Annotated in this window: 29 protein-coding genes and 1 tRNA gene; 14 read left to right on the top strand and 16 right to left on the bottom strand. The window is 73.6% G+C overall.

Annotated elements, in window-relative coordinates:
- Positions 1-107: 107 nt before the first annotated feature.
- From QDR37_RS05755 to QDR37_RS05725, 7 genes are all read right to left on the bottom strand, one after another.
- Positions 108-197, bottom strand: a tRNA-Ser gene (locus QDR37_RS05755).
- A 313-nt stretch (positions 198-510) separates the two neighbouring features.
- Positions 511-1782, bottom strand: coding sequence for an MFS transporter (locus QDR37_RS05750; protein WP_279712649.1), 1272 nt, complete (start codon positions 1780-1782; stop codon positions 511-513).
- On the bottom strand, positions 1775-2248 hold the full coding sequence (locus QDR37_RS05745) for a MarR family transcriptional regulator (RefSeq protein WP_279712648.1): 474 nt from the start codon (positions 2246-2248) through the stop codon (positions 1775-1777). The genes QDR37_RS05750 and QDR37_RS05745 overlap by 8 nt, the downstream gene beginning before the upstream one ends.
- A 198-nt stretch (positions 2249-2446) precedes the next feature.
- Positions 2447-2836 carry an ACT domain-containing protein gene (locus QDR37_RS05740; protein WP_279712647.1) on the bottom strand — a complete coding sequence of 130 codons (390 nt, stop codon included), beginning with the start codon at positions 2834-2836 and terminating at the stop codon, positions 2447-2449.
- The gene (locus QDR37_RS05735) at positions 2833-3828 is read right to left on the bottom strand and encodes an LLM class F420-dependent oxidoreductase (RefSeq protein ID WP_279713564.1); all 996 of its coding nucleotides are present in this window, start codon (positions 3826-3828) and stop codon (positions 2833-2835) included. Before QDR37_RS05735 ends, QDR37_RS05740 begins: the two co-directional genes overlap by 4 nt.
- A gap of 8 nt (positions 3829-3836) precedes the next feature.
- Positions 3837-3983, bottom strand: a complete 147-nt coding sequence (locus tag QDR37_RS05730; protein WP_279712646.1) for a hypothetical protein — start codon at positions 3981-3983, stop codon at positions 3837-3839.
- Positions 3980-4198: a hypothetical protein gene (locus QDR37_RS05725; RefSeq protein WP_279712645.1), complete on the bottom strand. Its 219-nt coding sequence runs from the start codon at positions 4196-4198 to the stop codon at positions 3980-3982. Before QDR37_RS05725 ends, QDR37_RS05730 begins: the two co-directional genes overlap by 4 nt.
- A 114-nt stretch (positions 4199-4312) precedes the next feature.
- Between QDR37_RS05725 and QDR37_RS05720 the strand changes: the two genes are divergently transcribed.
- The 4 genes from QDR37_RS05720 (at position 4313) to QDR37_RS05705 (ending at position 7284) form a co-directional block, all read left to right on the top strand.
- The gene (locus QDR37_RS05720; protein ID WP_279712644.1) at positions 4313-4756 is read left to right on the top strand and encodes a nitroreductase family deazaflavin-dependent oxidoreductase; all 444 of its coding nucleotides are present in this window, start codon (positions 4313-4315) and stop codon (positions 4754-4756) included.
- A 61-nt stretch (positions 4757-4817) separates the two neighbouring features.
- Positions 4818-5093, top strand: a complete 276-nt coding sequence (locus tag QDR37_RS05715; protein WP_279712643.1) for a hypothetical protein — start codon at positions 4818-4820, stop codon at positions 5091-5093.
- On the top strand, positions 5090-6289 hold the full coding sequence (locus tag QDR37_RS05710) for a glycosyltransferase (protein ID WP_347882098.1): 1200 nt from the start codon (positions 5090-5092) through the stop codon (positions 6287-6289). Before QDR37_RS05715 ends, QDR37_RS05710 begins: the two co-directional genes overlap by 4 nt.
- Positions 6286-7284 (top strand): glycosyltransferase family 9 protein, encoded by a 999-nt coding sequence (locus QDR37_RS05705; protein WP_279712641.1) that lies wholly within the window; start codon positions 6286-6288, stop codon positions 7282-7284. Before QDR37_RS05710 ends, QDR37_RS05705 begins: the two co-directional genes overlap by 4 nt.
- On the opposite strand, the gene QDR37_RS05700 is transcribed toward QDR37_RS05705, so the two are convergent.
- Positions 7281-7412 (bottom strand): hypothetical protein, encoded by a 132-nt coding sequence (locus QDR37_RS05700; RefSeq protein WP_279712640.1) that lies wholly within the window; start codon positions 7410-7412, stop codon positions 7281-7283. The genes QDR37_RS05705 and QDR37_RS05700 overlap by 4 nt on opposite strands.
- 106 nt (positions 7413-7518) lie before the next feature.
- Between QDR37_RS05700 and QDR37_RS05695 the strand changes: the two genes are divergently transcribed.
- Positions 7519-8568, top strand: coding sequence for an LLM class flavin-dependent oxidoreductase (locus tag QDR37_RS05695; RefSeq protein ID WP_279712639.1), 1050 nt, complete (start codon positions 7519-7521; stop codon positions 8566-8568).
- A 28-nt stretch (positions 8569-8596) separates the two neighbouring features.
- Here the strand turns inward: QDR37_RS05695 and QDR37_RS05690 are convergent, their stop codons facing one another.
- From QDR37_RS05690 to upp, 4 genes are all read right to left on the bottom strand, one after another.
- On the bottom strand, positions 8597-9871 hold the full coding sequence (locus QDR37_RS05690) for an LCP family protein (protein ID WP_279712638.1): 1275 nt from the start codon (positions 9869-9871) through the stop codon (positions 8597-8599).
- A gap of 110 nt (positions 9872-9981) precedes the next feature.
- Positions 9982-11421, bottom strand: coding sequence for a deoxyribodipyrimidine photo-lyase (locus tag QDR37_RS05685; RefSeq protein WP_279712637.1), 1440 nt, complete (start codon positions 11419-11421; stop codon positions 9982-9984).
- A 399-nt stretch (positions 11422-11820) separates the two neighbouring features.
- Entirely contained in the window at positions 11821-12495 is a 675-nt protein-coding gene (locus QDR37_RS05680; protein WP_279712636.1) for a winged helix-turn-helix domain-containing protein, read from the bottom strand.
- A gap of 473 nt (positions 12496-12968) precedes the next feature.
- A complete protein-coding gene (upp, locus tag QDR37_RS05675; RefSeq protein ID WP_279712635.1) occupies positions 12969-13607 on the bottom strand; it encodes a uracil phosphoribosyltransferase in 639 nt (212 codons plus the stop codon).
- 33 nt (positions 13608-13640) lie between these two features.
- On the opposite strand from upp, the gene tadA reads away from it, so the two are divergent.
- The gene (gene tadA, locus QDR37_RS05670; RefSeq protein ID WP_279712634.1) at positions 13641-14117 is read left to right on the top strand and encodes a tRNA adenosine(34) deaminase TadA; all 477 of its coding nucleotides are present in this window, start codon (positions 13641-13643) and stop codon (positions 14115-14117) included.
- On the opposite strand, the gene QDR37_RS05665 is transcribed toward tadA, so the two are convergent.
- A complete protein-coding gene (locus QDR37_RS05665) occupies positions 14098-14391 on the bottom strand; it encodes a hypothetical protein (RefSeq protein WP_279712633.1) in 294 nt (97 codons plus the stop codon). The two genes, tadA and QDR37_RS05665, sit on opposite strands and share 20 nt — an antisense overlap.
- Before the next feature lie 100 nt (positions 14392-14491).
- Here QDR37_RS05665 and proC point away from each other — a divergent pair, with 100 nt between their 5' ends.
- The 3 genes from proC (at position 14492) to QDR37_RS05650 (ending at position 16037) form a co-directional block, all read left to right on the top strand.
- Positions 14492-15292, top strand: a complete 801-nt coding sequence (gene proC, locus QDR37_RS05660) for a pyrroline-5-carboxylate reductase (protein ID WP_279713563.1) — start codon at positions 14492-14494, stop codon at positions 15290-15292.
- Between the two features lie 90 nt (positions 15293-15382).
- A complete protein-coding gene (locus QDR37_RS05655; protein WP_279712632.1) occupies positions 15383-15808 on the top strand; it encodes a metalloregulator ArsR/SmtB family transcription factor in 426 nt (141 codons plus the stop codon).
- Between the two features lie 130 nt (positions 15809-15938).
- Entirely contained in the window at positions 15939-16037 is a 99-nt protein-coding gene (locus QDR37_RS05650) for an AURKAIP1/COX24 domain-containing protein (RefSeq protein ID WP_003792170.1), read from the top strand.
- A gap of 3 nt (positions 16038-16040) precedes the next feature.
- Here the strand turns inward: QDR37_RS05650 and QDR37_RS05645 are convergent, their stop codons facing one another.
- The gene (locus tag QDR37_RS05645; protein WP_279712631.1) at positions 16041-16796 is read right to left on the bottom strand and encodes an HAD-IB family hydrolase; all 756 of its coding nucleotides are present in this window, start codon (positions 16794-16796) and stop codon (positions 16041-16043) included.
- Positions 16797-16856: 60 nt separating this feature from the next.
- Here QDR37_RS05645 and QDR37_RS05640 point away from each other — a divergent pair, with 60 nt between their 5' ends.
- Entirely contained in the window at positions 16857-17108 is a 252-nt protein-coding gene (locus tag QDR37_RS05640; RefSeq protein ID WP_279712630.1) for a glutaredoxin family protein, read from the top strand.
- 7 nt (positions 17109-17115) lie between these two features.
- Here the strand turns inward: QDR37_RS05640 and QDR37_RS05635 are convergent, their stop codons facing one another.
- Entirely contained in the window at positions 17116-18186 is a 1071-nt protein-coding gene (locus QDR37_RS05635) for an AI-2E family transporter (RefSeq protein ID WP_279712629.1), read from the bottom strand.
- Complete coding sequence (gene aspS / locus QDR37_RS05630; protein WP_279712628.1) at positions 18183-19493, bottom strand: aspartate--tRNA(Asn) ligase; 1311 nt, start codon at positions 19491-19493, stop codon at positions 18183-18185. The genes QDR37_RS05635 and aspS overlap by 4 nt, the downstream gene beginning before the upstream one ends.
- A gap of 115 nt (positions 19494-19608) precedes the next feature.
- Here aspS and QDR37_RS05625 point away from each other — a divergent pair, with 115 nt between their 5' ends.
- From QDR37_RS05625 to QDR37_RS05610, 4 genes are read left to right on the top strand one after another with little or no spacing between them, the layout of a single operon-like run.
- The gene (locus tag QDR37_RS05625) at positions 19609-20244 is read left to right on the top strand and encodes a histidine phosphatase family protein (protein WP_279712627.1); all 636 of its coding nucleotides are present in this window, start codon (positions 19609-19611) and stop codon (positions 20242-20244) included.
- The gene (locus tag QDR37_RS05620) at positions 20244-20813 is read left to right on the top strand and encodes a TlpA disulfide reductase family protein (protein WP_279713562.1); all 570 of its coding nucleotides are present in this window, start codon (positions 20244-20246) and stop codon (positions 20811-20813) included. The genes QDR37_RS05625 and QDR37_RS05620 overlap by 1 nt, the downstream gene beginning before the upstream one ends.
- A complete protein-coding gene (locus QDR37_RS05615) occupies positions 20810-21544 on the top strand; it encodes a cytochrome c biogenesis protein CcdA (protein WP_279712626.1) in 735 nt (244 codons plus the stop codon). The genes QDR37_RS05620 and QDR37_RS05615 overlap by 4 nt, the downstream gene beginning before the upstream one ends.
- On the top strand, positions 21528-23159 hold the full coding sequence (locus QDR37_RS05610) for a cytochrome c biogenesis protein ResB (RefSeq protein WP_279712624.1): 1632 nt from the start codon (positions 21528-21530) through the stop codon (positions 23157-23159). The genes QDR37_RS05615 and QDR37_RS05610 overlap by 17 nt, the downstream gene beginning before the upstream one ends.
- Positions 23160-23188 lie beyond the last annotated feature (29 nt).

Genomic DNA, 23188 nt, shown 5'->3' with positions numbered 1-23188 from the left:
CCGCAGGCGCCGGAGCGGCCAGGATCCGGAGCAGCCGGGCGGAGGGAGGGCGCAAGGAATGTGCGCAGGAAAGCGAAGAGGCGCCGCGGATGCGGCGCCTCGAGCTGCGGAGACGGTGGGATTTGAACCCACGGAGCCCTAATAGGGCTCTCCACCTTAGCAGGGTGGTGCACTCGACCGGACTATGCGACGTCTCCCGGCGCCGGAAAGCATAACCGCTGCCGGGGCGAAGCGACCGCGACCTGCCGCGCCTCGTACGCAATCCCCGAATCGGGTCCTTGGTCGATTGCGACGCCGAGAAGCGCGTCGATAGATTGGCGCGCGCCGATCCGCCTCCCCGGTCGGCGCACGTCTTGAGCCCCCGTCCCGTCTTCGGGCTGCCTTCCGGCTGCCCGCGTCAAGAAGTCTCACCATTCGACCGTTCGGGCCGTCGCTGGTGAGATCAGGGGGGCCGCCCGCCTGCAAATGGGTATGCAGCGCAGACGGCCTCCCGCCCTCTCGGGGTCGTCCTCAGTCGGCGTTGCCGACCGCCAGGCCGCCGACGACCGGGTTCCGCTGCTCGATCTCGTCCAGCTGGTCGAGCACCGGCTGCACGGTCTCCCCGTTGTCGGCGGCCGCGAGCGCCTTCCGCACCGTGCTGAGCACGATGGCGGCGACCAGCACGGCGCCGGCGCCGATCAGGAACGGCAGGTGCGCCTGCGGGTCGATCGCCTCGACGATCTGCCCGGCGACGAACGGGGCGAGCCCGCCGCCGATGAAGCGGACGAAGCCGTAGGTCGCCGATGCGACGGGACGCTCGACGGGAGCGATGCTCATGACCGCGGTGGTGACGAGGGTGTTGTTCACGCCGATGAAGGCGCCGGCGATGATCACGCAGGTGATGACGACGGCGGGAACGGTCGACCAGATGCCGATGACGGCCAGGTCGATCGCCATGAGCGTGAAGTTGCCGTAGAGCGTCCTCGCCGTGCCGAGGGTGCGCTGGAGGCGCGGGGCGACGAACACCGAGAAGACCGCCACGAGCACGCCCCAGCCGCAGAAGACGACGCCGAGCAGGATCGGGCTGTCGATGCCCATGAGGAACGGCGAGTAGCCGAGCAGCGTGAAGAAGCCCCAGTTGTAGAGCAGGCCGACGACGCTCGTGGTGGCGAGCGAGCGGTGCTTCAGGGCGGCGAGGGGCTCGCCGAGGCGCTGCTTGCGGGCGGGGGTCGCCGTCTTCGGGAGCAGGAAGAGGATCGCGAGCAGCGCGATGGCCATGAGCACGCTCACGCCGTAGAACGGCCCGCGCCAGCTGATGCTGCCGAGCACGCCGCCGATCACGGGGCCGAGGGCGATGCCGACGCCGAGCGCCGTCTCGTAGAGGATGATCGCGCCGGCGAAGCCGCCCGAGGCGCTCGCCACGATCGCCGCGAGCGACGTGGCGATGAAGAGCGCGTTGCCGAGGCCCCAGCCGGCACGGAAGCCGACGATGCCGCCGATCGAGCCCGAGGAACCGGCGAGCGCCGCGAAGGCGACGATGAGGATCAGGCCGGTGATCAACGTCTTCTTCGCCCCGAGGCGGCTCGAGACCCAGCCGGTGACGAGCATCGCGACGGCGGTGATCACGAGGTAGCTCGTGAAGAGCAGCTCGACCTGCGTCGGGGTGGCGTGCAGCTGCCCGGCGAGGCTCTTCAGGATCGGGTCGACGAGCCCGATGCCCATGAAGGACACGACGCACGCGAAGGCGACGGCCCACACGGCGCGGGGCTGGCGGAAGGGGGACTGGACGGGCGCGTCATGCATTCGTGAGTGCTCCGGGAAGGGATTCGGTGCGGGGGTCGGGAAGCGCGGTGAGCCGCTGCAGCGCGGGCAGCGCGGCGAGCAGGGCGGCCTGGTCGGCGTCGTCGAGGATCGTGAGGCGGTCGGCGATGCGCCGCGTGCGGTCGGCACGGTGGCGCTCGAGCCGCTCGGTGCCCTGCGACGTGAGCTCGACGCGGATCGCGCGGCGATCGTCCGGATCGGCCGTGCGGCGGGCCCAGCCGCGCTCCTCGAGCCGGTTGACGAGTGAGGTCATCGCCGGCTGGCTGATGCCCTCCTGCGTCGCGAGGTCGGTGATGCGCTGGGGGCCGCCCGTCGCGAGCCGGTCGAGGAGGCTGAGGCCGCTCGCCGAGATGTCGGTGGCGGTGCGGGTGCGGCGGAGCCAGGCGACGACCTGCTCGAACGCGGAGCCGAGGGCGAGCTGCTCCTCGGTGGGGGCCACGGAAACCATAGATGCAAGTCTATCAGCAGACTATATAACCTGCTGATGCTTCTGGACCTGGACCGGACACCTGCCAGTCGCCCAGTGGAGAGGTCCCAGCCGCACACCCCGTGTAGGTGATCCGTCCTCGTGTAGGGGCGATCGTCGCGTGTCGCACCTACGGCAGAGCGAAGTACCTACGGCCGGTACGCGGCGGAGCCGCGGGGCTCAGCCGCCGAGGGTCCGCAGGATGCCGAGGGCGTCGTCCGCGCGGTCGTGGGGCACGAGCAGGTGGTCGTGGTGGAAGCCCGCGAGCACGTTGCAGCTGATGCCGGCGCGGGCGAGCGCGCTGCTGGTCGCGGCCGTGAGGCCGACCGCCTCGAGCGCCGAGTGCACGCGCAGGGTGATCCACGTGCCGATCCAGCCGATGGGCAGACCGAGCCGCTCGGCGTCCGCGCGCGCCAGGACGACGGTCACGCCCTCGTCCTCGGTCACGGTGGCGAGCGCGGGCAGCCGCGCCGCGGCGTCGGCCGGCACGGTGACGAGCACGACCTCGCGGTGCGCGACGACGGGCTGCGCCGCGCGCAGCAGCGTCGTGAGGTCGCGCTCGGCGGTCACGACTGCAGCGCGGGGACCACCTCGCGGGCGAAGAGCTCGGCCGCGCTGGGATCGGTGGCGATGAAGGGGAAGTAGATGATCGCGTAGCCGAGGCCCCGGTCGCGCACGGCCTGGAGCCGCTCGACGATCTGCTCGGGGGTGCCGACGGCGGGCGAGCCCTCGACGCGGTACTCCGCCACGAACCGCTTGGCGCCCTCGGCACCGAGATATGGCGTCACCTTCGCCTCGAGCGCCTGCAGCTGATGCTCCACCTCGCGCTCGGTCGGCGCGATGATGCAGTTGTAGTTGGCGCTGCGCACGATCGATGCGTAGTCGCGGCCCAGATCGCGGCAGTGCTGCTCGAGCACGCGGCTCTTCGCCTCGAACTCGTCGGGGGCACCTGCGAAGTTCGTGTACTGCGCGTACTCGGCAGCGATGCGGAGGGTGACCTTCTCCCCGCCGCCCGCGATCCACATCGGGATGCCGCCCTGCTGCAGCGGGCGGGGCTGCACGATGGCGCCGTCGACGTCGTAGTACTCGCCGTGCAGGGTGGCCGTTCCGGTCGTCCAGGCCTGCTGGAAGATCTCGACGCCCTCCCGGAGCCGGCCGAGTCGCTCCTTGACGGGTGGGAAGCCGTAGCCGTACGCGCGCCACTCGTGCTCGTACCAGCCGCCGCCGATGCCCATCTCGGTGCGACCTCCCGAGACGATGTCGACGGTGGCGGCGACCTTCGCGAGGTAGGCGGGGTTGCGGTAGCTCATGCAGGTGCACATCTGTCCGAGCCGCACCCGCGACGTGGAGGCCGCGAAGGCCGCCATGAGCGTCCACGCCTCGTGCGTCGCCTCCTCGCTCGGCACCGGCACCGTGTGGAAGTGGTCGTAGACCCAGATCGACTCCCACGGCCCCGACTCGGCGAGCGCGGCGACGCGGCTCATCGCGCCCCACTGCTCCTCGGGCGGGATGCCGACGAGGTCGTGCCGCCACCCCTGGGGCACGAACATCCCGAATCGCAGCGCCTCGGTCACGACAGTCCCTCCTGCTTCGCCTCGTCCGTCAGGCCCGCCTCGCGCAGGTCGTGCTCGGACACCTCGCCCGCACCGGCGGCCGTGCCGGCGTCGCCGATCACCGCCCGCGCTACGGGGTCCTGCTCGTCGCGCGGATCGCTCACGGCTGCGACGGCTCCGGGCTCGCGTCGAACTCGGCCCACGCGCGCTCATAGGTCTGCTGCTGCGCGGGCTCGGTCTCGAAGTAGCCGTCGTAGATCGCCTTGCCGCCCGACTCGGGGAAGTCGGACCGGCGCGCGACGGCCTTCGCGAACTCGCCGATCTCGTCGGTGCGGTACTGCTGCTCCCGCAGCCAGGCGGGGAACGTGAGCGTCGGCATGGGAGCGATCCTGGTGCCATCGCTTCCACGGTCGCTGAGCGCACGGTCGGGCGCCGCTACCCTCGGACGCCGGGCGGCCGGGTTCCGAGTCCGGGCCGGACACGAGGAGGACGCATGCCGCTGACGGGCGAGTACGAGCCGAGCACCGAGGCGTGGGCGCGCAAGCAGGCCGAGACCTACGAGGCGACCGACGGCCGCGAGGCCGACACCCTCCGTGGCGTGCCGATCATCGTCCTCACGTCCGTCGGCGCGAAGAGCGGGCGGCTGCGCAAGAACGCCCTCATGCGCGTCGAGCACGAGGGCCGCTACGCCGTCGTCGCGAGCAAGGGCGGCGCACCCGAGCATCCCGCCTGGTACCACAACCTCGTGCAGGAGCCCCACGTCGAGCTCCAGGACGGGGCGGAGCGCCACGACTACACGGCGCACCTCGCCACGGGCGAGGAGCGCGAGGAGTGGTGGGAGCGGTCCGTCGCCGTGTGGCCCGACTACGCGGCGTACCAGACCCGGACCGACCGGCAGATCCCGGTGTTCGTGCTCGAGCGCCGCGACGAGGCCTGACCGCCGCGCGACCGCGCATGGACTCGGGACCGTCCCAGCACGCGCTCCTAGCGTCCCGCCCATGAGCGATGCGCAGCGAGCGGCCGGGGCCGAGGGGTCCCTGTCCCACGTCCCGGGTGAGGACCAGAACGACGGCAGCGCCGCGGGCGTCGCGCCCGGCGGCACGAGCCTCGAGGCGGGGCTCGACCCCCAGGCACCGGCGATGGACTCCCTCGACAACAGCGGTGACTCGATGGGTGACGACGCCGCGCTGCCCGAGGAGGGGCTCCCCGGCGACGGCGACTCGATCGCAGGCGAGGCGGATGCCGCCACCGGGGACGGCCCGGTCACGCCCTGAGCGGGGGAACCGCGCGGCCGCTGCGGATCGCGCTCGTCGCCGGACCGGTCAGGGAGGACCGTGACGGGGTCGCCGGCTACGTGCTGCGGCTCGCGCGCGAGCTGACCGGCGCCGGCGCGGTGGTGCGCCTCGTGCACACCGGGGCGACGCCCGCCGGCGTCCGGGGCGTCTCCGTGGGGCGCCGCTGGTCGCCGGTCGCGCTGCTGCGGGCCCGGCGGGCGCTCGCCGGCGCCGATGTCGTGTCGGTGCAGTTCGCGCCCTCGATGTACGGCTTCCGTGCGTGGGTGGGCCTGCTGCCCCTCGCGGCTGGTCGCCGGCCGATCGTGCCGACCCTGCACGAGTACGGCTGGTGGACCTGGGCCCGGCAGGTCCCGCGGACGGCCTGGCGTGCGCTCGAGCCGCGGCGGCTCGTCGATCGCGAGACGGCGCTGCTCGTGCCCCGCGCAGCCCGCGTCGTCGTCACGAACGCGGCCCACGCCGAGGACGTGCGCCGGCGGTTCCCGGACCTGCCGGTGGTGGCGATCCCGATCGGGGCGAACGTGGCCGTCGCGACGTCCGAGCCGGCCGAGGTGCTGCGCCCGTCGGTCCGCGTGGAGCTCGGGGTCGCCCCGGACGCCGTGCTCCTCGCCTTCTTCGGCTTCGTGCATCCCGTGAAGGGCATCCGGTACCTCGGCGAGGCCGTCGCGCGGCTCGCGGCGGAGGGACGCGACGTGCACCTGCTCGTCGTCGGCGGGTTCGAGTCGACGGCGCTGCCCGCCGCCGAGGCCCTCGCCTTCGAGGCCGAGCTGCGGGCGCACCTCGCCGCCGCCGGGGCCGGCGACCGCGCGCGCATCACCGGGTTCCTCCCGGAGGAGGCCGCCTCGCGGCTGCTCGCCGCCGCGGACGTCGCCGTGCTGCCCTTCACCGCCGGGGTCACGACGAAGAGCGGCTCCCTCCTCACCGTGCTCGCGCACGGCCTGCCGACGGTCGTCACCGCGGCACCGGAGCCGGATCCCGAGCTGGTGGACGGCGCCACCTGCGTCGTGGTGCCGGCGGTCCGCGACGCCCCCGCGCTCGCCGACGGGATCCGGCGCGTGCTCGACGACCCGGCGCTCGCGACCCGCATCGCCGCGGCGGGGCGGGCGCTCGCCGCGCGGCGCGACTGGCCGGACATCGCCGCGCGGCACCTCGCGCTGCTCGCGGAGGTCGCGAGGTGACGCCCCGGACGATCGTCGTCGTCGACACGATGGGCGGCCTCGGCGACCTCGTGCTCTCGCTGCCCGTGCTCGAGGGCCTCGCGCGAAGCCATCCGGCGGCACGCCTCACGGTGGTCACGACGGCCCCGTGGCACGAGCTGCTCCTCCGCGATCCGCGGATCGCGGAGGTCGTGCCCGTGCCGGGCAAGGACGAGGCCACGATCGTCGGTGTCGCCACCGGCGTGCTCGAGCGGATCCGACCCGACCTCGCGATCACGACGAACCGCCAGTTCGGGCTGCCCGTGCTGCTGCAGCGCACCGCCCGCCGCGCGGTCACCGACCTCTGGCGGCGGCCACCCGCCGACGAGCTCGTCGACCTGCGCTACCTGCGGCTGCTCGTCGCCGACGGCGTGGTGGCGGCGCGGTTCGCGGACCTGCCCCCGCGGCTCGTGCTCGGACCGGACGAGCTCGACGAGGCGGCCGAGCTGCTCGGCCGGCTCGCCGCGGGTCCTCCGGTGCTGCTCTTCCCCGACTCGGGGATGCCCGTCAAGCGATGGCCCGTGCCGTCCTGGCGCGCGCTCGTCGGCGAGCTGCGCCGGAGGGGCGCGACGCCGGTGGTCGTCGCCGAGGACGCGGCGCTCCGCGACGTCCTGGTCGAGGCGGGCGCCGTGCCGTCGCCGTCGCTGCCGCTCCGAGCCCTGGCCGCCCTCTGTGCTGCGGCGGCCCCGCGACACGGAGCCGCGGTCGGTGGGGACACCGGGCCGGTCCGGGTCGCGACCGCGGCCGGGCTTCCCGCGGTCGGGCTGTACGGCGCGACGCTCGCCCTCCGGTACGGCCTGCGCGAAGGCCTCGGCACCAACGTGCAGGGCTGGGCCGCCTGCCCGGAGCGCCGCCCGACCGCCATCACCGAGCAGGCGTGCTGGTGGACGGGCACCTGCCCCTTCACCCGCGACGGGACGCCGCGGTGCATGGCCGAGATCCGCCCCGAGCAGGTGCTCGCGGCGCTGCGGCCCTAGGTCGTCGCGCCGTCGGCCGGTTCGGCGTCCGCCGCCTCCCGCTCCGCCGGCACCACGCCCATGCGCGCGTTCGCCACCTGGCGGTCCTTCGGCTCCGGGTCCTCCATCGGCGCGCTGCTGTCCGTCATGGCGGGACGGTACGGCGGCCGCAGGACGACTCGCGAGGGCCGTTCGGCGGATCCTCGGGCAGAACCCATTCGGAACACGGGAGGCGGACGTGCGGTTGACGCCGAGGTGGAGCGCATCGGATTCCTCACCTTCGGGCACTGGCAGCCCATCCCCGGCTCGGTGGCCCGCACGGCCGCGGACGCCCTGCTGCAGACGGTCGAGCTCGCGGTCGCGGCCGAGGAGCTCGGGGTCGACGGCGCCTACGTGCGCGTCCACCACTTCGCGCCGCAGCTCTCGGCGCCGTTCCCGCTGCTCGCGGCGATGGGCGCGCGCACGAGCCGTATCGAGCTCGGGACGGGCGTCATCGACCTCCGCTACGAGAACCCGCTGTACATGGCCGAGGAGGCCGCGGTCGCCGACCTGCTCACCGGCGGCCGGCTGCAGCTCGGGGTGAGCCGCGGCTCACCCGAGCCGGCCCTGCGCGGCTCCGAGGCGTTCGGCTACGTGCCGGGCGACGACGAGACCGACGCCGACCTCGCCCGGGCGAAGGCCGAGGTGTTCCGCGCGGCGATCGCCGGCGCGCCGATCGTGCGCGCGAACCCGCGGATGACCGGTACCGACGGCGGCCTCGCGATCTCGCCCCTGTCTCCGGGCCTGCCGGACCGCATCTGGTGGGGCGCCGGCACCCGCGCCACCGCCGAGTGGGCCGCGGAGCAGGGCATGAACCTCATGAGCTCGACACTGCTCACCGAGGACACCGGCGTGCCCTTCGACGAGCTGCAGGCCGAGCAGATCGAGCGCTACCGGGACGCCTGGCGCCGCGCCGGATGGCAGCGCGAGCCGCGCGTCTCCGTGAGCCGCAGCGTGATGCCGATCACGACCGACGAGGACCGCTACTACTTCGGCGGCCGTGGGGGAGCCGAGTCGCAGGACCAGGTCGGCGCACTCGACGGCGGCCTCGCCCGGTTCGGGCGCAGCTACATCGGCGAGCCCGACGAGATCGCCGAGGAGCTCGCCCGCGACGCCGCCGTGCAGGCGGCCGACACCCTGCTGCTCACCGTGCCGAACCAGCTCGGCGTCGACTACAACGCCCGGCTGCTCGGCACGGTCGTCGAGCAGGTCGCACCCGCACTCGGCTGGGTCCCGCCGGCGCAGCGCTCCGCCGTACCGGCCTGAGCCCGGCCGGCGACGCCCGCCCCGCCGCCTACCGGGCGGCGATCGAGCAGGTCTGCTGCGCCGCGGTCTGGCCGCGCAGCCCGTCGATCACCGGGGACGACGGCTTCTTCGCGGCCGGCTGCTTCGCGGTCGAGGAGGTGCCGGACGACGATGTGCCGGACGACGACGTGCTCGACGACGACGTGCTCGACGAGGACGAGGGTGCGGTGCTCGTCGCCTTCTTCTGCGCGGTCGGCGCGAGCTTCGTGCTGAGACCGAGCGACGACGCGTCGAGCGCGACCGGTCGGTCGGATCGCAGGCGCCACATCAGGCGGCCGGCGAGGGCGGTGTCGGGCACGACCTTCGCCGTGTCGTAGGGGTCCTGGCCCGTCGGGTACTGCACGAACACGAGGTGCTGCAGGTTCATGTCCTTGAGCGCGACCGCCATGTGCACGATGGTCTCGACGTTGGCCATCGACGTGGACAGCTGCACGTTCTGCGCGGCGGCGCTGGCGAGGCCGTAGAGCCGCGTCGGGTTCGTGAAGGTGTTGCTGCTCATCATCGTCCGCATCAGCGACGACATGTAGGCCTGCTGCGACCCGATGCGCGACAGGTCGCTGCCGTCGCCGACGCCGTGGCGGCTGCGCAGGTAGGCGAGCGCGGTGCGGCCCGAGATGACGGAACGGCCCGCGGGCAGCTTGAGACCGGACTTGGGGTCGTCGATCGGGGCGGTCACGCAGACGGGCACGCCGCCGACCGCGTCGGCCATCTTGACCGTGCCCTCGAAGCTGAACAGCGCCGCGTAGGGGATCTGGACGCCGGTGAGGTGCTCGGCGGTGTTCACGACGCAGCTGAGGCCGCCCCGCGCGTACGACGTGTTGAGCGGCTGCTGGGTGACGGCCGCGCCGACCTCCTTGGTCGTCGGGTCGACGCAGGCGGGCTGGTCGATGACGAGGTCGCGGGGAAGGCTGACCACGACGCCGCTTCTGTGGTCCGCGGCGACGTGCACGAGGATGTTCACGTCGTTCAACGTCGCCTGCCGCGAGGCGCCCCACGAGGACTGCCCCGGGGCGTTGTCCGCCCCGACGAGCAGCACGTTGAACGCCCCGTCCATCGCGGCGAGCGACGACTTGCCGCCGATGTCGACGGCGTTCGCGGCGACGGCCCGCGTGAGCGACCAGACGCCGTAGGCGGCGATCGAGATCGAGCTGACGAGGACGACTGCGAGCACCACCGCGACCGCCTTGAGCGGGCCCGCGACACCGGAGCGGGTGCGCTGCACGGCGTGGCGCGGGGACGCCCCCGGGTGCTCGTCGATCCTCATGTACGGCCCTCCATGGCGGTCGGCCCGCGTCCGTCGGGTCGTACGAGGCCGGAACGGAGCGTAGACAGACGCGGGCTGAAATCCGCGGAAGGCGCACCGCCTTCGGCGCTTCAGCCCCGCTGCCGCACCTGCTCGAAGGCGGCGAGGGCCTCGTCGCGGGACCGTTTCAGGTCGACGATCGGCGCCGGGTAGGCCTCCGCCGGGTCCGCGCCGTCGAGCACGAGCCCGTCGCGGGCGTTCCACGGCTCCTCGAGGGCCTTGCCGGACAGGCCCCGCAGCTCCGGCACCCAGCGGTGCACGTACTCGCCGTGGGGGTCGAACCTCCGCGCCTGGAGCACCGGGTTGAAGACACGGAAGAACGGCGCCGCGTCGGCGCCGCTGCCCGCCACCCACTGCCACTGCGCCGTGTTGTTCGCCGGGTCGGCGTCGACGAGGGTGTCCCAGAACCACTGCTCCCCGATGCGCCAGTCGTACCGGAGGTTCTTGATGAGGAACGAGGCGGTCACCATCCGGGCGCGGTTGTGCATCCAGCCGGTGCTCCAGAGCTGCCGCATGCCCGCGTCGACGAACGGGATGCCCGTGCGGCCCTGCTCCCAGGCGCGGAGCCTGCGCGGGTCGACCTCCGCCCACGGGAAGGCGTCGAAGGCGCGGTGCACGTTGACGGTGGCGAGCTCCGCGTGGGTCGCGAGGGTGTCGTAGTTGAACTCGCGCCAGCCGAGCTCGGAGAGGAAGCGCTCCTTCTGGTGCGGGCCGGCGTCGGCGGCCTGCACGGCGTGCCACACGGCGTAGGGGCTGACCTCGCCGAACTTCAGGTGCGGCGAGAGCCGCGAGGACGCCTCGGCTGCGGGCAGGTCGCGGCCCTCGTCGTAATGCCGGAGGCGGTGCTCGACGAACTCCTCGAGCCGGCGCTGCGCGCCGCGCTCGCCCGGCAGCCACGTCTCGCGCAGGCCCGCGGACCAGTCGGGGGTGGAGGGCAGCAGATCGAGAGCCTCGAGACGCTCGCTGCGCGGCGGTGGGGCGGCGTGCAGCGACCGCGGCGCGGGCAGCGGTTCGCGCGGGGTGACGGTGCGGAGGAACGCGCGCCAGAACGGGCTGAACACCGAGAACCGCTCGCCGTCGGCGGTGGTGAGGTCGCCCGGCTCGTGCAGGAGCGAGCCGGCGAAGGAGCGGACGGAGGCGCCGAGGGCCTCGACGGCGTCGGCGACCCGCTCGTCCTGCTGCCGCTCACCGGGCGCGTAGCGCCGGTTCAGCCACAGCGACGAGGCGCCCGACTCCGTGAGCACCGCGGGCACCTGCTCCACGGGGTCGCCGCTGCGGGTCACGAGGGACGCGCCCCGCTTCTCGAGCGAGCCGGCGAGCGACTCGAGGCTGCGGTGCAGCCACCAGCGGCTCGCCGCGCCGAGGTTGCGGGCGGCGGTCCCCGAGTCGTCGAAGACGTAGAGCAGCACGAGGGGCGCGCCGGACTCGGCGGCCTCGCGCAGGGCGGGGTGGTCGCTGACCCGCAGGTCGTCGCGGAACCAGACGACGGCGGGGGAGCCGGGGGCGGGCATGCCGGGCATCCAAGCAGCCGTTCCTGCGCGGCGGAGGCCGTCGCACGCAGCGGGCGGGGGCTGCGGAACCGCGTCGGAACCCGTCCCGAACCGCTGCGGGAAGGGCTCCGAACTCATGAGTGAGGGCCGGTCGCAGAGGCGGCGACCGGCCCTCTCCCTTGCACCAAGAGTGTCCTGCAATCACGCGCGGCGCCCGCCACAGCAAACGGTCGACGCGAGAGCGACGGTATTACGGTTCGGTAACGGCGCGCCAGGGGCTTCGGCGTGTCGAGGGCCACGGGTTCGCTGTGAGCGCGTCCCGGGGGGCGTCGTCCTGGGTCGCGTGCCGGGTCCTGCGCGTCGCGCCGCGGCACCGCATGCAGGGCGCCGCAGCCCGCGGCTGGCGAGGCCGCCCAGGTCTCAGAAGCGGTCGGGGCTCGGGGTCTCGCCGTAGCGGATCACGACGTCGGCGTGCCGGTCGAAGCGGTAGCCGCTGCCCCGGATGGTGCGCACGATGTCGCCGTAGTCGCCGAGCTTGGCGCGCAGCCGACGCACGTGCACGTCGATCGTGCGCTCGTTCGGCACGTCGGCGCCCTCGGCGTCGGCCCAGAGGCCCGTGATGATCTCGGTGCGCGGCACCGTGCGGCCCTCGCGGAGCACGAGGAACTGCAGCAGCTCGAACTCGCGGTACGTGAGGGCGGCGTTCTCGCCGTCGATCTTCAGGCGCTTGCGGCCGAGGTCGAGGGTGATGCCGGTCCGCCGGCGCGGAGCGAGGGCCGTCGGCGCCTCGGGCGTCACGGCGCGGTCGGTGAGCGCGCGCCGGACGATGTCGAGGTCGCGGCCGCCGGCGCCCTCCGGCGCGAGGGCGACGGCCGCGTAGGTCTCGGCGTCGGGCGCGAGCTCGCCGGTCAGTCGGCGGAGCGAGTCGACGAGCGCGGGCAGGTCGACGCCGGCGGCACGGGCCTTCGCCTCGTCGAGACCGACGAAGAGGGCGAAGCCGCGCACCTCGGCGCCGTCCGGCACGAGCCGGAGAGCGGGCCGCTCGGCAGCGGCGGCGGAAGCGGTGGGAACGGGGGAGACAGGAGCGAGCGACATGGCGGAAGCAGACCTTCGGCGAGGGGCGCGCGCCGGACGGGGCGCTGCGCGGAGGATGGATGTGCGGAACCGATGCCCGGGATGCGGGCCGAGCGACGCGTCGCGCGATCAGCGGCGACGCGGGTGCCCGCTGCGGGAGCGCGGGCGGCTAGGAACGGTTCAGCGACACATTCGGCGGCGGAGGACGCCCGCCATCATCGCGAGCGACGGCCGGGCCTCGTGGGCGGTCGTGCTACGAGCGATGATGGACATGCCCGGAATGCTGCCCGAGACGTTCGGCGCGTGTCAAGCCGCCCCGGCGCTCCGCGCCGCTTCCACAGGTCGGGTTGGATCCCCCGACATGCCGGATCCGGCGGCGCGAGCCCAGCCCGCGAACCGCGGAACCGGCCTGGGCCGACGCCTGCCGGTACCGGCACGATGCGAAGCAGCGGGACGGTCGTGCAGGTGGGGAAGCGGGGCAGCGGAGCAACCGGTCAGCTGGGGACCGTGCCGTAGAGGCGATCGCCCGCGTCGCCGAGGCCCGGGATGATGTAGCCCGACTCGTCGAGCCGCTCGTCGAGCGCGCCCAGCACGATCGTGAGGTCGCGGCCGGCCGTCGCGCGCTCGATCGCCTCGAGCCCCTCCGGGGCGGCGAGCAGGCAGACGGCCGTCACGTCGACGGCCCCGCGGTCGAACAGGTAGTCGATCGCCGCGAGCAGGCTGCCCCCGGTCGCGAGCATCGGGTCGAGCACGAAGCACTGCCGGTTCTGCAGGTCCGGTGGCAGGCGCTCCGCGTAGATCGCCGGCGACAGCGTCTCCTCGTCGCGCACCATGCCGAGGAAGCCCACCTCGGCGCTCGGGATGAGCTTGATCATCCCCTCGAGCATCCCGAGGCCGGCCCGCAGGATCGGCACGACGAGCGGCCGCGGGTCGCTGATGGCGAGACCCGTCGTCACCGCCACCGGGGTCTCGATGCGCACCGGCTCGGTGCGCACCGCCCGCGTCGCCTCGTAGGCGAGCAGCGTCACGAGCTCCTCGGCCAGGGCCCGGAAGGTGGGGGAGGGGGTGCGCCGGTCACGCAGCACGGTGAGCTTGTGCGTGACGAGCGGATGGTCGGCGACGTGCACGCGCATGCTGTCAGGGTAGTGAGCGGCGGGAGGGCGGACATGGCACCGGGTCGGTGGGGCACGGCGATGAGGGCCGCGCTCGACGAGGCGCGCGGCGCGCTCACCACGGGCGACGTGCCCGTCGGCGCGGTCGTGGTCGCCGCCGACGGCACCGTGATCGGCCGCGGCCGCAACGAGCGGGAGGCGACGGGCGACCCGCTCGCCCACGCCGAGGTCGTCGCCCTGCGCGACGCGGCGGCGGCGCTCGGCGGCTGGCGGCTCGACGACGCGACCCTCGTCGTCACGCTCGAGCCGTGCGTGATGTGCGCGGGCGCTGTGCTCGCCGCCCGGGTGCCGCGGCTCGTCTTCGGCGCCTGGGACGAGAAGGCCGGCGCCGCCGGCTCGGTGCAGGACGTGCTGCGCGACCGGCACCTGCCGCACGCGATCGAGGTCACGGGTGGCGTCGAAGCCGACGCGTGCGCCGCGCTGCTGCAGCAGTTCTTCGCGGATCGCCGCGCTACTCGAGCGCGCGGATGACGATCGTCTCGGTCGGGGTCGCCTGATCGGCGGCGACGTCGGGCTCGACGAAGATCGCGGCGCCCTTCGGGGCGAGCCGCGCGGCCGCCAGCTGCACGTGCGCGATGGCGTTCACCACCTCGGGGAAGGGCAGCAGGGGCGGCAGGCCCACCCGCACGGCCACGAGGACCCGCTCCGTCGCGGTCTCGCGCCCGATGCGCACCGTGCCGACGTTCCGCACGTTCCGCACGCGACCCGCCGCCTGGGCGATCGCCGTGCCGAGCTCGTCGCTCATCGCACCTCCCGGCTCGTGCCGCAGTCTACGGCGGCGGTGCAGCACATCCCTAGGCTCGGGGAGCGTGACCGACACCCCGCTCGTCCCGTCCCCCGTCGCGATGCTCGGGGGAGGCTCCATGGGCTCCGCCGTGCTCGCCGGCCTCGCCGCCGCGGGGGTGCCCGACCTCCGGGTCACGACGCGCAGCGCCGCCCGATCGGCCGGCTTCGTCGGGGTGCCCGGCGTCACCGCGCTCTCGCAGGAGGAGCGGCCGGACGCGAACCGGGAGGCGGTGCGCGGCGCGCGGCTGGTCGTCGTCGCGGTGAAGCCGGCGCAGGTGGTCGACGTGCTCCGTGAGGTGGCCGGTGACCTGACCGAGGGCGCCGTCGTGGTGAGCGTCGCGGCCGGCATCCCGATCCGGGCGATGGAGGCGGTGCTGGCCGCCGGGACCGCGGTGCTGCGCGCGATGCCGAACACGCCCGCCGCCGTCGGGGAGGGGGTCACCGGCGTCGCCGCGGGCTCCGCGGCAGGCCCGGAGGCGGTCGCGGCGACCGTCGCGGCGTTCCGCACGGTCGGCGACGTGCTCGAGCTGCCCGAGGAGCGCATCGACGCGCTGTCCGCGGTCTCGGGGTCGGGGCCCGCGTACGTCTACCTGTTCCTCGAGCGGTGGATCGACGCGGCCCGCCGTCTCGGCTTCTCCGCCGAGGAGGCGAGCCGGCTCGTCACGGGCACGGCGGCCGGCGCGCTGCGGCTGCTCGGCGCAGGCGACGATCCGCCCGCCGAGCTGCGCCGCCGGGTCACGAGCCCGAAGGGCACCACCGAGCGCGCGATCGCGGTGCTCGAGGCGCACGATCTCGGAGCGATCCTGGACGAGGCGATGGCCGCCGCGATCGCCCGCGCCCGCGAGCTCGCCGCCGGCTGAGGCCGACGCATACGCCGACGCGTATCGATCCCCTCGTTCGAGGGGGATCGGGCATGGCGCGGCGGACCCGGAAGGAATACGCTCGGCCCTGTGGCGGACCTGTTCGACGTCATCGCTGACCCGACGCGGCGCGAGCTGCTCCGTGCGCTCCTCGAGCAGGCCGAGGCCGACGGGCCGGGCGAGGCGAGCGTGGGCGAGCTCGTCAACCGCCTCTCGCTCAGCCAGCCCACGGTGTCCAAGCACCTGAAGACGCTCCGCGAGTTCTCGATCGTGTCGGTGCGCGAGCAGGGTCAGCACCGCTTCTATCGGCTCGAGCCGTCGCGGCTCGAGCCGATCGCCGAGTGGCTCGGCGCCTTCGTCAAGCCGAGCGTCACGGAGCAGCCCGCCACCGAGCAGACGGCGGCCGTCGCCGCCGCCGCTCCCGCGAAGCCGCTGCCCCCGCGGGTGCGCGCGGCAGCCGTCCGCCTCGGCGCCTCCGCCGCCGGCCTCACCACGCGGTTCCGTCGCGCCTCCTGACTCCGCCTGCCGCTGCGCCGAGCCCCCGGGATCCCGGTCCGCCTGAGAGCGCCCTCGCGCGTCCGGTAGACTGCCGGGGTCCTTCCGCGGCCTCTGACGGCGGCCGCCGTCGAGATCACGAGGAGATCCCATGGGTTCGGTCATCAAGAAGCGCCGCAAGCGGATGGCGAAGAAGAAGCACCGCAAGCTGCTGCGCAAGACCCGCCACCAGCGCCGCAACAAGAAGTAGCGGTCAGCCGGCCGCCTTCGCCGCGGCCCGCACCCGCCGCCGCTCGGCCCGGATGCTCGCCGGGTCGAGCCGCAGCGACCGCCAGCCCGCCCGCCGGGCGTGCGCGGCGAGCGCCCGATCCGGGTTGATCGCCACCGGTGTGCCCACGGCGGTGAGCAGCGGCAGGTCGTTGATCGAGTCGCTGTACGCGTAGCAGTCCTTCGGGTCGCAGCCCCGAGCGAGCATCAGCTCCTCGGCGGCGCGCGCCTTCTCCGGGCCGTGCATCGTCGGTCCCTGCAGCGCGCCCGTGAAGACCCCGTCGCGCACCTCGAGGCCCGACCCGATGCCGCCGGTCGCGCCGAGCTCCTCGGCGATCGCCTGCGCGAGGAAGTCGGGCGTCGCCGAGATCAACCAGACCTCGTGCCCCGCATCGAGGTGCTCCTCGAGCAGCGCCCTCGTCTCCGGCCAGACGCGCGACCGGATGTGGCCCATCACCGTCTGCGCGAGGTCGTGCACCCGCTCCGCGGACTGGCCCGCGAGCAGCTGCATCCCGCGTGTGCGCGCGCTCTCGAGCATGCTCAGCCGCTCGCCGGTGCGGCGGAACCGCAGCGCCTGCCACCCGAACCGGGCGAGGTCCTTCAGCGGCACGATGCCGAGGGAGCGCGCCGCCCGGGCGACGAACAGCAGGCTCGCGCCGTTCACGAGCGTCTTGTCGATGTCGAAGAACGCCGCGACCGGCAGCGCGGCGGCGGGCTGCTGGGAGGCGTCGTCGTCGGCCATGCCGAGATCGTAAGCGGGGGAGCACCGGCATCCTGGACGGCCCTCGCCTACGCTTGCCGCATGCCCACCGTCACCCTCATCGGCAAGCCGGGCTGCCACCTCTGCGACGACGCGCGCGCGGTCGTGCAGGACGTGCTCGGCGACCTCGAGCGCCAGGGACGGCCCGTGCGGCTCGTCGAGCGCTCGATCCTCGACGACGCCGGGCTGCAGGAGGCCTACGGCGAGGACATCCCCGTCGTGCTCGTCGGTGAGCGCTTCTTCGCACGCTGGCACGTCGACCCGGAGCGGCTCCGGGCAGAGCTCACCGCCTGAGGCGCCGCTACTCGTTCCACGACTTGATCGCGGTCCAGGCGACCGCAGCGGTCGGCACCGCCAGCACGGCGCCGACCACGCCGGCGAGCAGGGCCCCGGCCGTGAGCACGAGCAGGATCACGAGCGGGTGCAGCGACACCGTGCGGCCCATGATGAGCGGCTGCAGCAGGTTGCCCTCGAGCTGGTTCACGACGATCACGATGAGGACCACGATCAGCGCCGTCACCGGCCCGCCCGTCACGAGGGCGACGAGCGCGCAGACGACGCCGGCGATCGTCGCGCCGACCACCGGGATGAACGCCGTGACGAACACGAGCACTGTGAGCGGGATCGCGAGCGGCACCCGCAGGATCAGCAGGCCGGCGCCGATGAACACCGCGTCGACGAGCGCGACGAGCGCCGTGCCCCGCACGTAGCCGCCCATCACGCCGACGCTCCGGTTGCCGATGCGGTGCGCACGGGCGCGCCGGACGTCGTCGAGGGGCCGGAGCAGGAACTCCCAGATCGTCCGGCCGTCCTTCAGCAGGTAGAAGAGCACGAACAGCAGCAGCACGATGCCCGTGACGATGGAGACCGTCGTCGAGAGCCCCGCGAGCGCCCCCGACGCGAAGGCGCCGCTCGTGAGGAACGAGACGCCCTGCTTGCGGGCCTTCTCGAGCTGCGACGAGTCGATCGGGAGCCCGCTCCGCTTCACGAACGACTGCAGCTGGCCGATGCCGTCGTTCGCCTGGGAGACGAGCGTGCCCCACTGCGCGATCACCGCGAGCGCGACGCCGGTGAGCACGGCGCCGAGCACCACCACGGTGAGCACCAGGGTGAGGAAGGCCGCGAGCCCGTTCGGCACGTGCAGCCGCCTGAGGAACGACACCACGGGCGCGAACGCCGCGGCGAGGATGATCGCGAGCAGCACCGGGATGACGAGCACGCGGAGGTTCGCCGCCTCGGTGACCACCGCCACCCCGAGGGCGAGCACGATCAGCACCTGGAGGCAGCGGATCGCGGTGCGGCCGAGCAGGTCCGTCCAGGGCCCCGCGAGCCGCTCGCGGAGTCCGGGGCGGGGCTCGCCGCCGTCGGTCACGGTCGCAGCCGGTTCGGTCCGCGGAACAGGTAGGTCGTCTCGCGGATGCTCTGCCGCTCGAGCATCAGCATGAGCACGCGGGCGAGCCCCATGCCGAAGCCGCCGTGCGCGGGGATGCCGTAGCGGAAGAACTCGAGGTAGCCGGCGAGCTCGTCGGTGTCGAGGCCCTTCTCGCGGGCCTGCGTCTCGAGCACGTCGACGCGGTGCTCGCGCTGCGCGCCGGTGGAGATCTCCGTGCCTCGGTAGACGAGGTCGTAGCTCTTCGTGAGGGCCGGGTCGGCCTCGGAGCGCATGTGGTAGAAGGGCCGGATGCTCGACGCGTAGTCGGTGAGGAACACGAAGTCGTGCCCGAGCTCCTCGCGCACGTACGCGGCGATGCGGCGCTCGCCCTCGGGGTCCATGTCCTCGTCGGCGCGGGGCACGACGTAGCCGCGCTCGGCGACGATGCGCTTCGCCTCGGCGAGGGGGATGCGGGGGAACGGCCGCGACGGGACCGTGACGGGAATCCCGAGCACGCGCTCGAGGTCCTCGCCGTGCTTGTCGCGCACCGCCTCGAAGCCGGCGACGAGCACCTCCTCGTGCATCGCCATGACGTCCTCGTGGCTGTCGATCCAGCTGATCTCGGCGTCGATGCTCGTGAACTCGGTGGCGTGCCGGGCGGTGAAGGACGGGTCGGCGCGGAACGCGGGAGCGATCTCGAACACCTTGCCGAAGCCGGCGGCCTGCGCCATCTGCTTGAAGTGCTGCGGGCTCTGCGCGAGGTAGGCGGTCGACTCGAAGTACGGCACCTGGAACAGCTCGGCGCGCGACTCCGACGGCGACGCCATGAGCTTCGGCGTGTGGATCTCGACGTAGCCGTGCTCGACCCACCAGGTGCGCAGCGCGTGCTCGAAGGTCGTCTGGACCTGGAAGACGAGCTCGTTCCCCGGGTTGCGCAGGTCGAGGAAGCGCCAGTCGAGGCGCTTGTCGACGCTCGAGTCGGCAGCGATCGGCTGCTCCGGCTCGCTCGCGGTCACGACGTCGAAGGCGGCGACGGCGACCTCGAGGCCGCCGAGCTTCACGCGCTCGTCGTGCTTCAGCGTGCCCGAGACGCGCACGAAGCTGCCCAGCGGGACGCTCGCGATCGCGCGGGAGACGTCGTCCTCCTCGGCGGGACGCTGCCGCACGAGCTGGACGGCGCCGCTCTCGTCGCGGAGGACGACGAACTGCACCTTCTTCTGATCGCGGACCGTCTCGACCCACCCGCCGACGGTGACGGGGCCCTCGGGCAGCTGGGCGAGGTCGCGGACGAGGGTGCGGTCGGTCACGGGCGGGAAGCCTACCGGCGGCCCTCAAGCGGGCGCCGGGTCCTGAGCAATCGGACGCACGCCCTGGGCTCCACCGCGCGCAGCCCTCTTACACCCGGTTCGTACACTGTCCGGAATGGTCGCCGCAGCGCTCCACCTCGTCCGTCACGGCGAGGTGTTCAACCCCGAGCACGTGCTCTACGGCCGTCTCCCCGGCTTCCGCCTGTCCGCGCGCGGCGTCCTCATGGCCGCGATGACCGCGCGGGCCATCGCCGATCTGCCCGTCACCCGGGTTCTCGCGTCGCCGCTGCAGCGCACCCAGGAGTCGGCGCAGCCCATCGCGGAGCAGTTCGGCCTCCCCATCGAGACCGATGAGCGGGTCATCGAGGCGGGTAACCTCTTCGAGGGCCGCGTCACCGGCCGCGGCATGATCGGCAGGGAGCTGCGGGCGGTCGCCCACCTGCGCAACCCGATGAAGCCCTCGTGGGGCGAGCCCTACGTCGAGATCCGCGACCGCATGCGGCAGGCGGTGCTCGACGCGTTCGCCACGACGGCCGAGGGGCACGTCGTCATCGTGAGCCACCAGCTGCCCATCGAGACCGTCCACCGCAGCGTGAACGGCCGGATGCTCGCGCACGACCCGCGCAACCGGCGCACCGCCCTGTCGAGCATCACCTCGTTCGCCCGGCGGGACGGCCGCGTCATCGAGACCGCGTACGCCGACCCGGCGTTCCCGATGCTGTCGGTCGCCGTCGACGAGGGCGCCTCGTGATGCGCCGCCTCGCCGCGCCCGCGGCCCTGCTCGCCGTGCTGCTGCTCGCCGGCTGCACCCAGTCGGGCGCGCAGGCCTCCGACCCGGGCGGCGTCTCCATCGACGGCGTGGAGGAGTGGCACCACCCGACCACCGCCCCCGTCTCCTTCTCCGGACCGACGGCGGACGGCGGCACCTTCCGCTCGAGCACGTACGCGGGCCAGGTGCTCGTCGTGAACTTCTGGTACGCGGGCTGCGGCCCGTGCATCGCCGAGGCCCCCGACCTCGAGCGGGTGGCGAAGGACTTCGCCGGCAAGGGCGTGCAGTTCGTCGGCGTGAACATCCGCGACGAGGCGGGCGAGGCGCAGTCGTTCGCGACGCAGCACAGGGTGAGCTACCCGAGCATCGTCGACCAGGCGAACGGCGGTGCCGCGCAGCTCGCGTTCGCCGACAGCATCCAGCCGAACGCGACCCCGACGACCCTCGTGGTCGGCAGGAAGGGCCGCGTCATCGGCCGGATCCTCGGTCCGATCAACGAGTCCGTGCTCGCCACGCTCATCAAGTCGGCCCGGTCCGGGCAGGACTCGTGAGCGCCCTCGTCGGCGACGGCGCGCTGCTGCTCGGCGCACCGGTCGCGCTCGCCGCGGGCGCGCTCTCGTTCGCATCGCCCTGCGTGCTGCCGCTCGTGCCCGGCTACCTGGGCTACGTGGGGGGCATGGACGGCAGCGGCACCGCCCGCCGCCCCGGCGGCCGCCTCGCGCTCGCCGCGGCGCTGTTCGTGCTCGGCTTCTCGGTCGTCTTCGTCGCGACGGGCTTCGTGTTCGGTTCCGCCGGGTTCTTCCTCGTGCACTGGCGCGACCTGCTCACGCGGATCTCGGGCGCGATCGTGCTGCTGCTCGGGCTCGTCTTCATCGGCGGCCTCGGCCCGCTGCAGCGCACCGTGAAGCCGTCGTGGCAGCCGCGCACCGGCCTCGTCGGGGCACCGCTGCTCGGCGCGGTCTTCGCGATCGGCTGGACGCCGTGCCTCGGTCCGACGCTCATCGCGATCCAGTCGCTCGCGCTGCAGGGCGGCTCCGCCGGGCTCGGCGCGCTGCTCGCGTTCGTCTACTCGATCGGCCTCGGCCTGCCGTTCGTCGCGCTCGCGGTCGGTCTCGGCTGGGCGACCCGCACCGTCGCGTTCCTGAAGCGGCACGTGCGCGCGATCAACCTCGCGGGCGGCGCGCTGCTCGTCGTGATCGGTCTGCTCATGATCTCCGGCGTCTGGCTCTCCGCGGTCGGCGCCCTGCAGGCCTGGTGGGGTGGGTATGAGCAGGCCATCTGACTTCGCGGACGACGGCTTCGGCGACCTCCGCGGCGATGGGCCGCAGAACCCGCGCCTCGGCGCGCTCGAATGGCTGCGCTGGGCGTGGCGCCAGCTGACGAGCATGCGCACGGCCCTGCTGCTGCTGCTCGCGCTCGCCGTCGCCGCGGTGCCGGGATCGCTCATCCCGCAGAACTCGGCCGACCCGAACGGCGTGATCAACTGGAAGGCGAGCAACCCCGGCCTCGTCGGCGTCGCGAACGCCCTGCAGCTCTTCGACGTCTACACGTCGGCCTGGTTCTCCGCGATCTACCTGCTGCTCTTCATCTCGCTGGTCGGCTGTGTGGTGCCGCGCATCGCCTACCACCTGAAGGCGCTCCGCGCCGCGCCGCCGCGCACCCCCTCACGGCTCGGCCGGCTGCCGGCGTACCGCAGCGAGAGCAGCCCCGGCGACCCCGCGCGGGCGCTCGACGCGGGGGAGCGGCTGCTGCGCCGCCGCCGCTACCGCGTCGCGCGGTACGGCGACAGCCTCTCGGCCGAGCGCGGCTACCTGCGCGAGACCGGCAACCTCCTCTTCCACGCGGGGCTCGTCGGTGTGCTCGTCTCGGTGTTCGTCGGCAGCGGCTTCACGTACACCGGCCAGCGCGTCACGGTCGAGGGCGAGACCTTCGTGAACAACCAGTCGAACTACGACTCGCTCTCGACCGGACGCTTCTTCACCGACTCGACGCTGCAGCCGTACTCGCTGAGGCTCGACTCGCTCACGGTGAAGTACGAGCAGCAGAACCCCGCGGCCCTCGGCGAGCCGCTCGACTACACGGCGCGCGTCACGACGAGGACGCCCGGCCACGAGCCCGTGCACCGGATCATCAAGGTGAACGACCCGCTCGAGATCGGCGGCAGCGCCGTCTACCTGCTCGGCAACGGCTACGCCCCGCACATCACCGTGCGCAACGCGAACGGCTCGATCGCGTTCTCCGGCTCCGTGCCGTTCCGTCCCCAGGACTCGAACATGACCTCGCTCGGCGTCGTGAAGGCCGAGCACACCACGAGCCAGGCGAGGCAGATCGGCCTCGTCGGCTTCCTGTACCCGACCGTCGGCAAGCTCTCGACGGGCGCCGACACCTCCATCTTCCCGAGCCTCGGTGACCCGCTCGTCAGCTTCAACGTCTGGGCCGGCGACCTCGGCCTGAACGGGGGCGCCACCCAGAACGTGTACGTCCTCGACACGAGCCGCATGAAGCAGGTCGCGGCGCGGACCCTCGCGAACAAGCCCATCCAGCTCACCCGCGCGCAGCCGACGGCGACCCTGCCCGACGGGCTCGGCACCGTGCACCTCGACGGCATCGCGCGCTACGCCGCGCTCGACATCCACCACGACCCGTCGCAGGGCTGGGTGGCGGGCTTCGTCGTGCTCACGGTCGCGGGGCTCCTCACCTCGCTGCTCGTCCCGCGCCGCCGGATGTGGCTGAAGGTGACCGACGACCTCGACGGCGGGCTGCGGCTCGAGTACGCGGCGCTCGCCCGCGGCGACGACCCCGGTCTCGAGCGGGCGGTGGGCGAGTTCGCCCATGAGCACCGCCGCGAGCTCGAGGCGCCGACCCCCTCCGCCGAACGCGTACCCGCAGGCGTCTGACGGGGGCGGGGCGCCCTCCCGGGGGCGCT

The sequence above is a fragment of the Amnibacterium sp. CER49 genome (genome assembly GCF_029846255.1).
Classification (GTDB): Bacteria; Actinomycetota; Actinomycetes; order Actinomycetales; family Microbacteriaceae; genus Amnibacterium.
The sequence above is the reverse complement of the archived record's forward strand: the minus strand, read 5'-3'. Positions and strand labels throughout refer to the sequence as shown.

Excerpts from the sequence above, each read along its gene's own strand:
- QDR37_RS05625 (WP_279712627.1), top strand. The coding sequence starts at position 19,609 with ATGGTCGCCGCAGCGCTCCACCTCGTCCGTCACGGCGAGGTGTTCAAC.
- QDR37_RS05665 (WP_279712633.1), bottom strand. The coding sequence starts at position 14,391 with ATGAGCGACGAGCTCGGCACGGCGATCGCCCAGGCGGCGGGTCGCGTG.
- QDR37_RS05720 (WP_279712644.1), top strand. The coding sequence starts at position 4,313 with ATGCCGCTGACGGGCGAGTACGAGCCGAGCACCGAGGCGTGGGCGCGC.
- QDR37_RS05725 (WP_279712645.1), bottom strand. The coding sequence starts at position 4,198 with ATGCCGACGCTCACGTTCCCCGCCTGGCTGCGGGAGCAGCAGTACCGC.
- QDR37_RS05715 (WP_279712643.1), top strand. The coding sequence starts at position 4,818 with ATGAGCGATGCGCAGCGAGCGGCCGGGGCCGAGGGGTCCCTGTCCCAC.
- QDR37_RS05640 (WP_279712630.1), top strand. The coding sequence starts at position 16,857 with ATGCCCACCGTCACCCTCATCGGCAAGCCGGGCTGCCACCTCTGCGAC.
- upp (WP_279712635.1), bottom strand. The coding sequence starts at position 13,607 with ATGCGCGTGCACGTCGCCGACCATCCGCTCGTCACGCACAAGCTCACC.
- QDR37_RS05680 (WP_279712636.1), bottom strand. The coding sequence starts at position 12,495 with ATGTCGCTCGCTCCTGTCTCCCCCGTTCCCACCGCTTCCGCCGCCGCT.
- QDR37_RS05685 (WP_279712637.1), bottom strand. The coding sequence starts at position 11,421 with ATGCCCGCCCCCGGCTCCCCCGCCGTCGTCTGGTTCCGCGACGACCTG.
- tadA (WP_279712634.1), top strand. The coding sequence starts at position 13,641 with ATGGCACCGGGTCGGTGGGGCACGGCGATGAGGGCCGCGCTCGACGAG.
- proC (WP_279713563.1), top strand. The coding sequence starts at position 14,492 with ATGCTCGGGGGAGGCTCCATGGGCTCCGCCGTGCTCGCCGGCCTCGCC.
- QDR37_RS05745 (WP_279712648.1), bottom strand. The coding sequence starts at position 2,248 with ATGGTTTCCGTGGCCCCCACCGAGGAGCAGCTCGCCCTCGGCTCCGCG.
- QDR37_RS05645 (WP_279712631.1), bottom strand. The coding sequence starts at position 16,796 with ATGGCCGACGACGACGCCTCCCAGCAGCCCGCCGCCGCGCTGCCGGTC.
- QDR37_RS05620 (WP_279713562.1), top strand. The coding sequence starts at position 20,244 with ATGCGCCGCCTCGCCGCGCCCGCGGCCCTGCTCGCCGTGCTGCTGCTC.
- QDR37_RS05750 (WP_279712649.1), bottom strand. The coding sequence starts at position 1,782 with ATGCATGACGCGCCCGTCCAGTCCCCCTTCCGCCAGCCCCGCGCCGTG.
- QDR37_RS05610 (WP_279712624.1), top strand. The coding sequence starts at position 21,528 with ATGAGCAGGCCATCTGACTTCGCGGACGACGGCTTCGGCGACCTCCGC.
- QDR37_RS05650 (WP_003792170.1), top strand. The coding sequence starts at position 15,939 with ATGGGTTCGGTCATCAAGAAGCGCCGCAAGCGGATGGCGAAGAAGAAG.
- QDR37_RS05690 (WP_279712638.1), bottom strand. The coding sequence starts at position 9,871 with ATGAGGATCGACGAGCACCCGGGGGCGTCCCCGCGCCACGCCGTGCAG.
- QDR37_RS05700 (WP_279712640.1), bottom strand. The coding sequence starts at position 7,412 with ATGACGGACAGCAGCGCGCCGATGGAGGACCCGGAGCCGAAGGACCGC.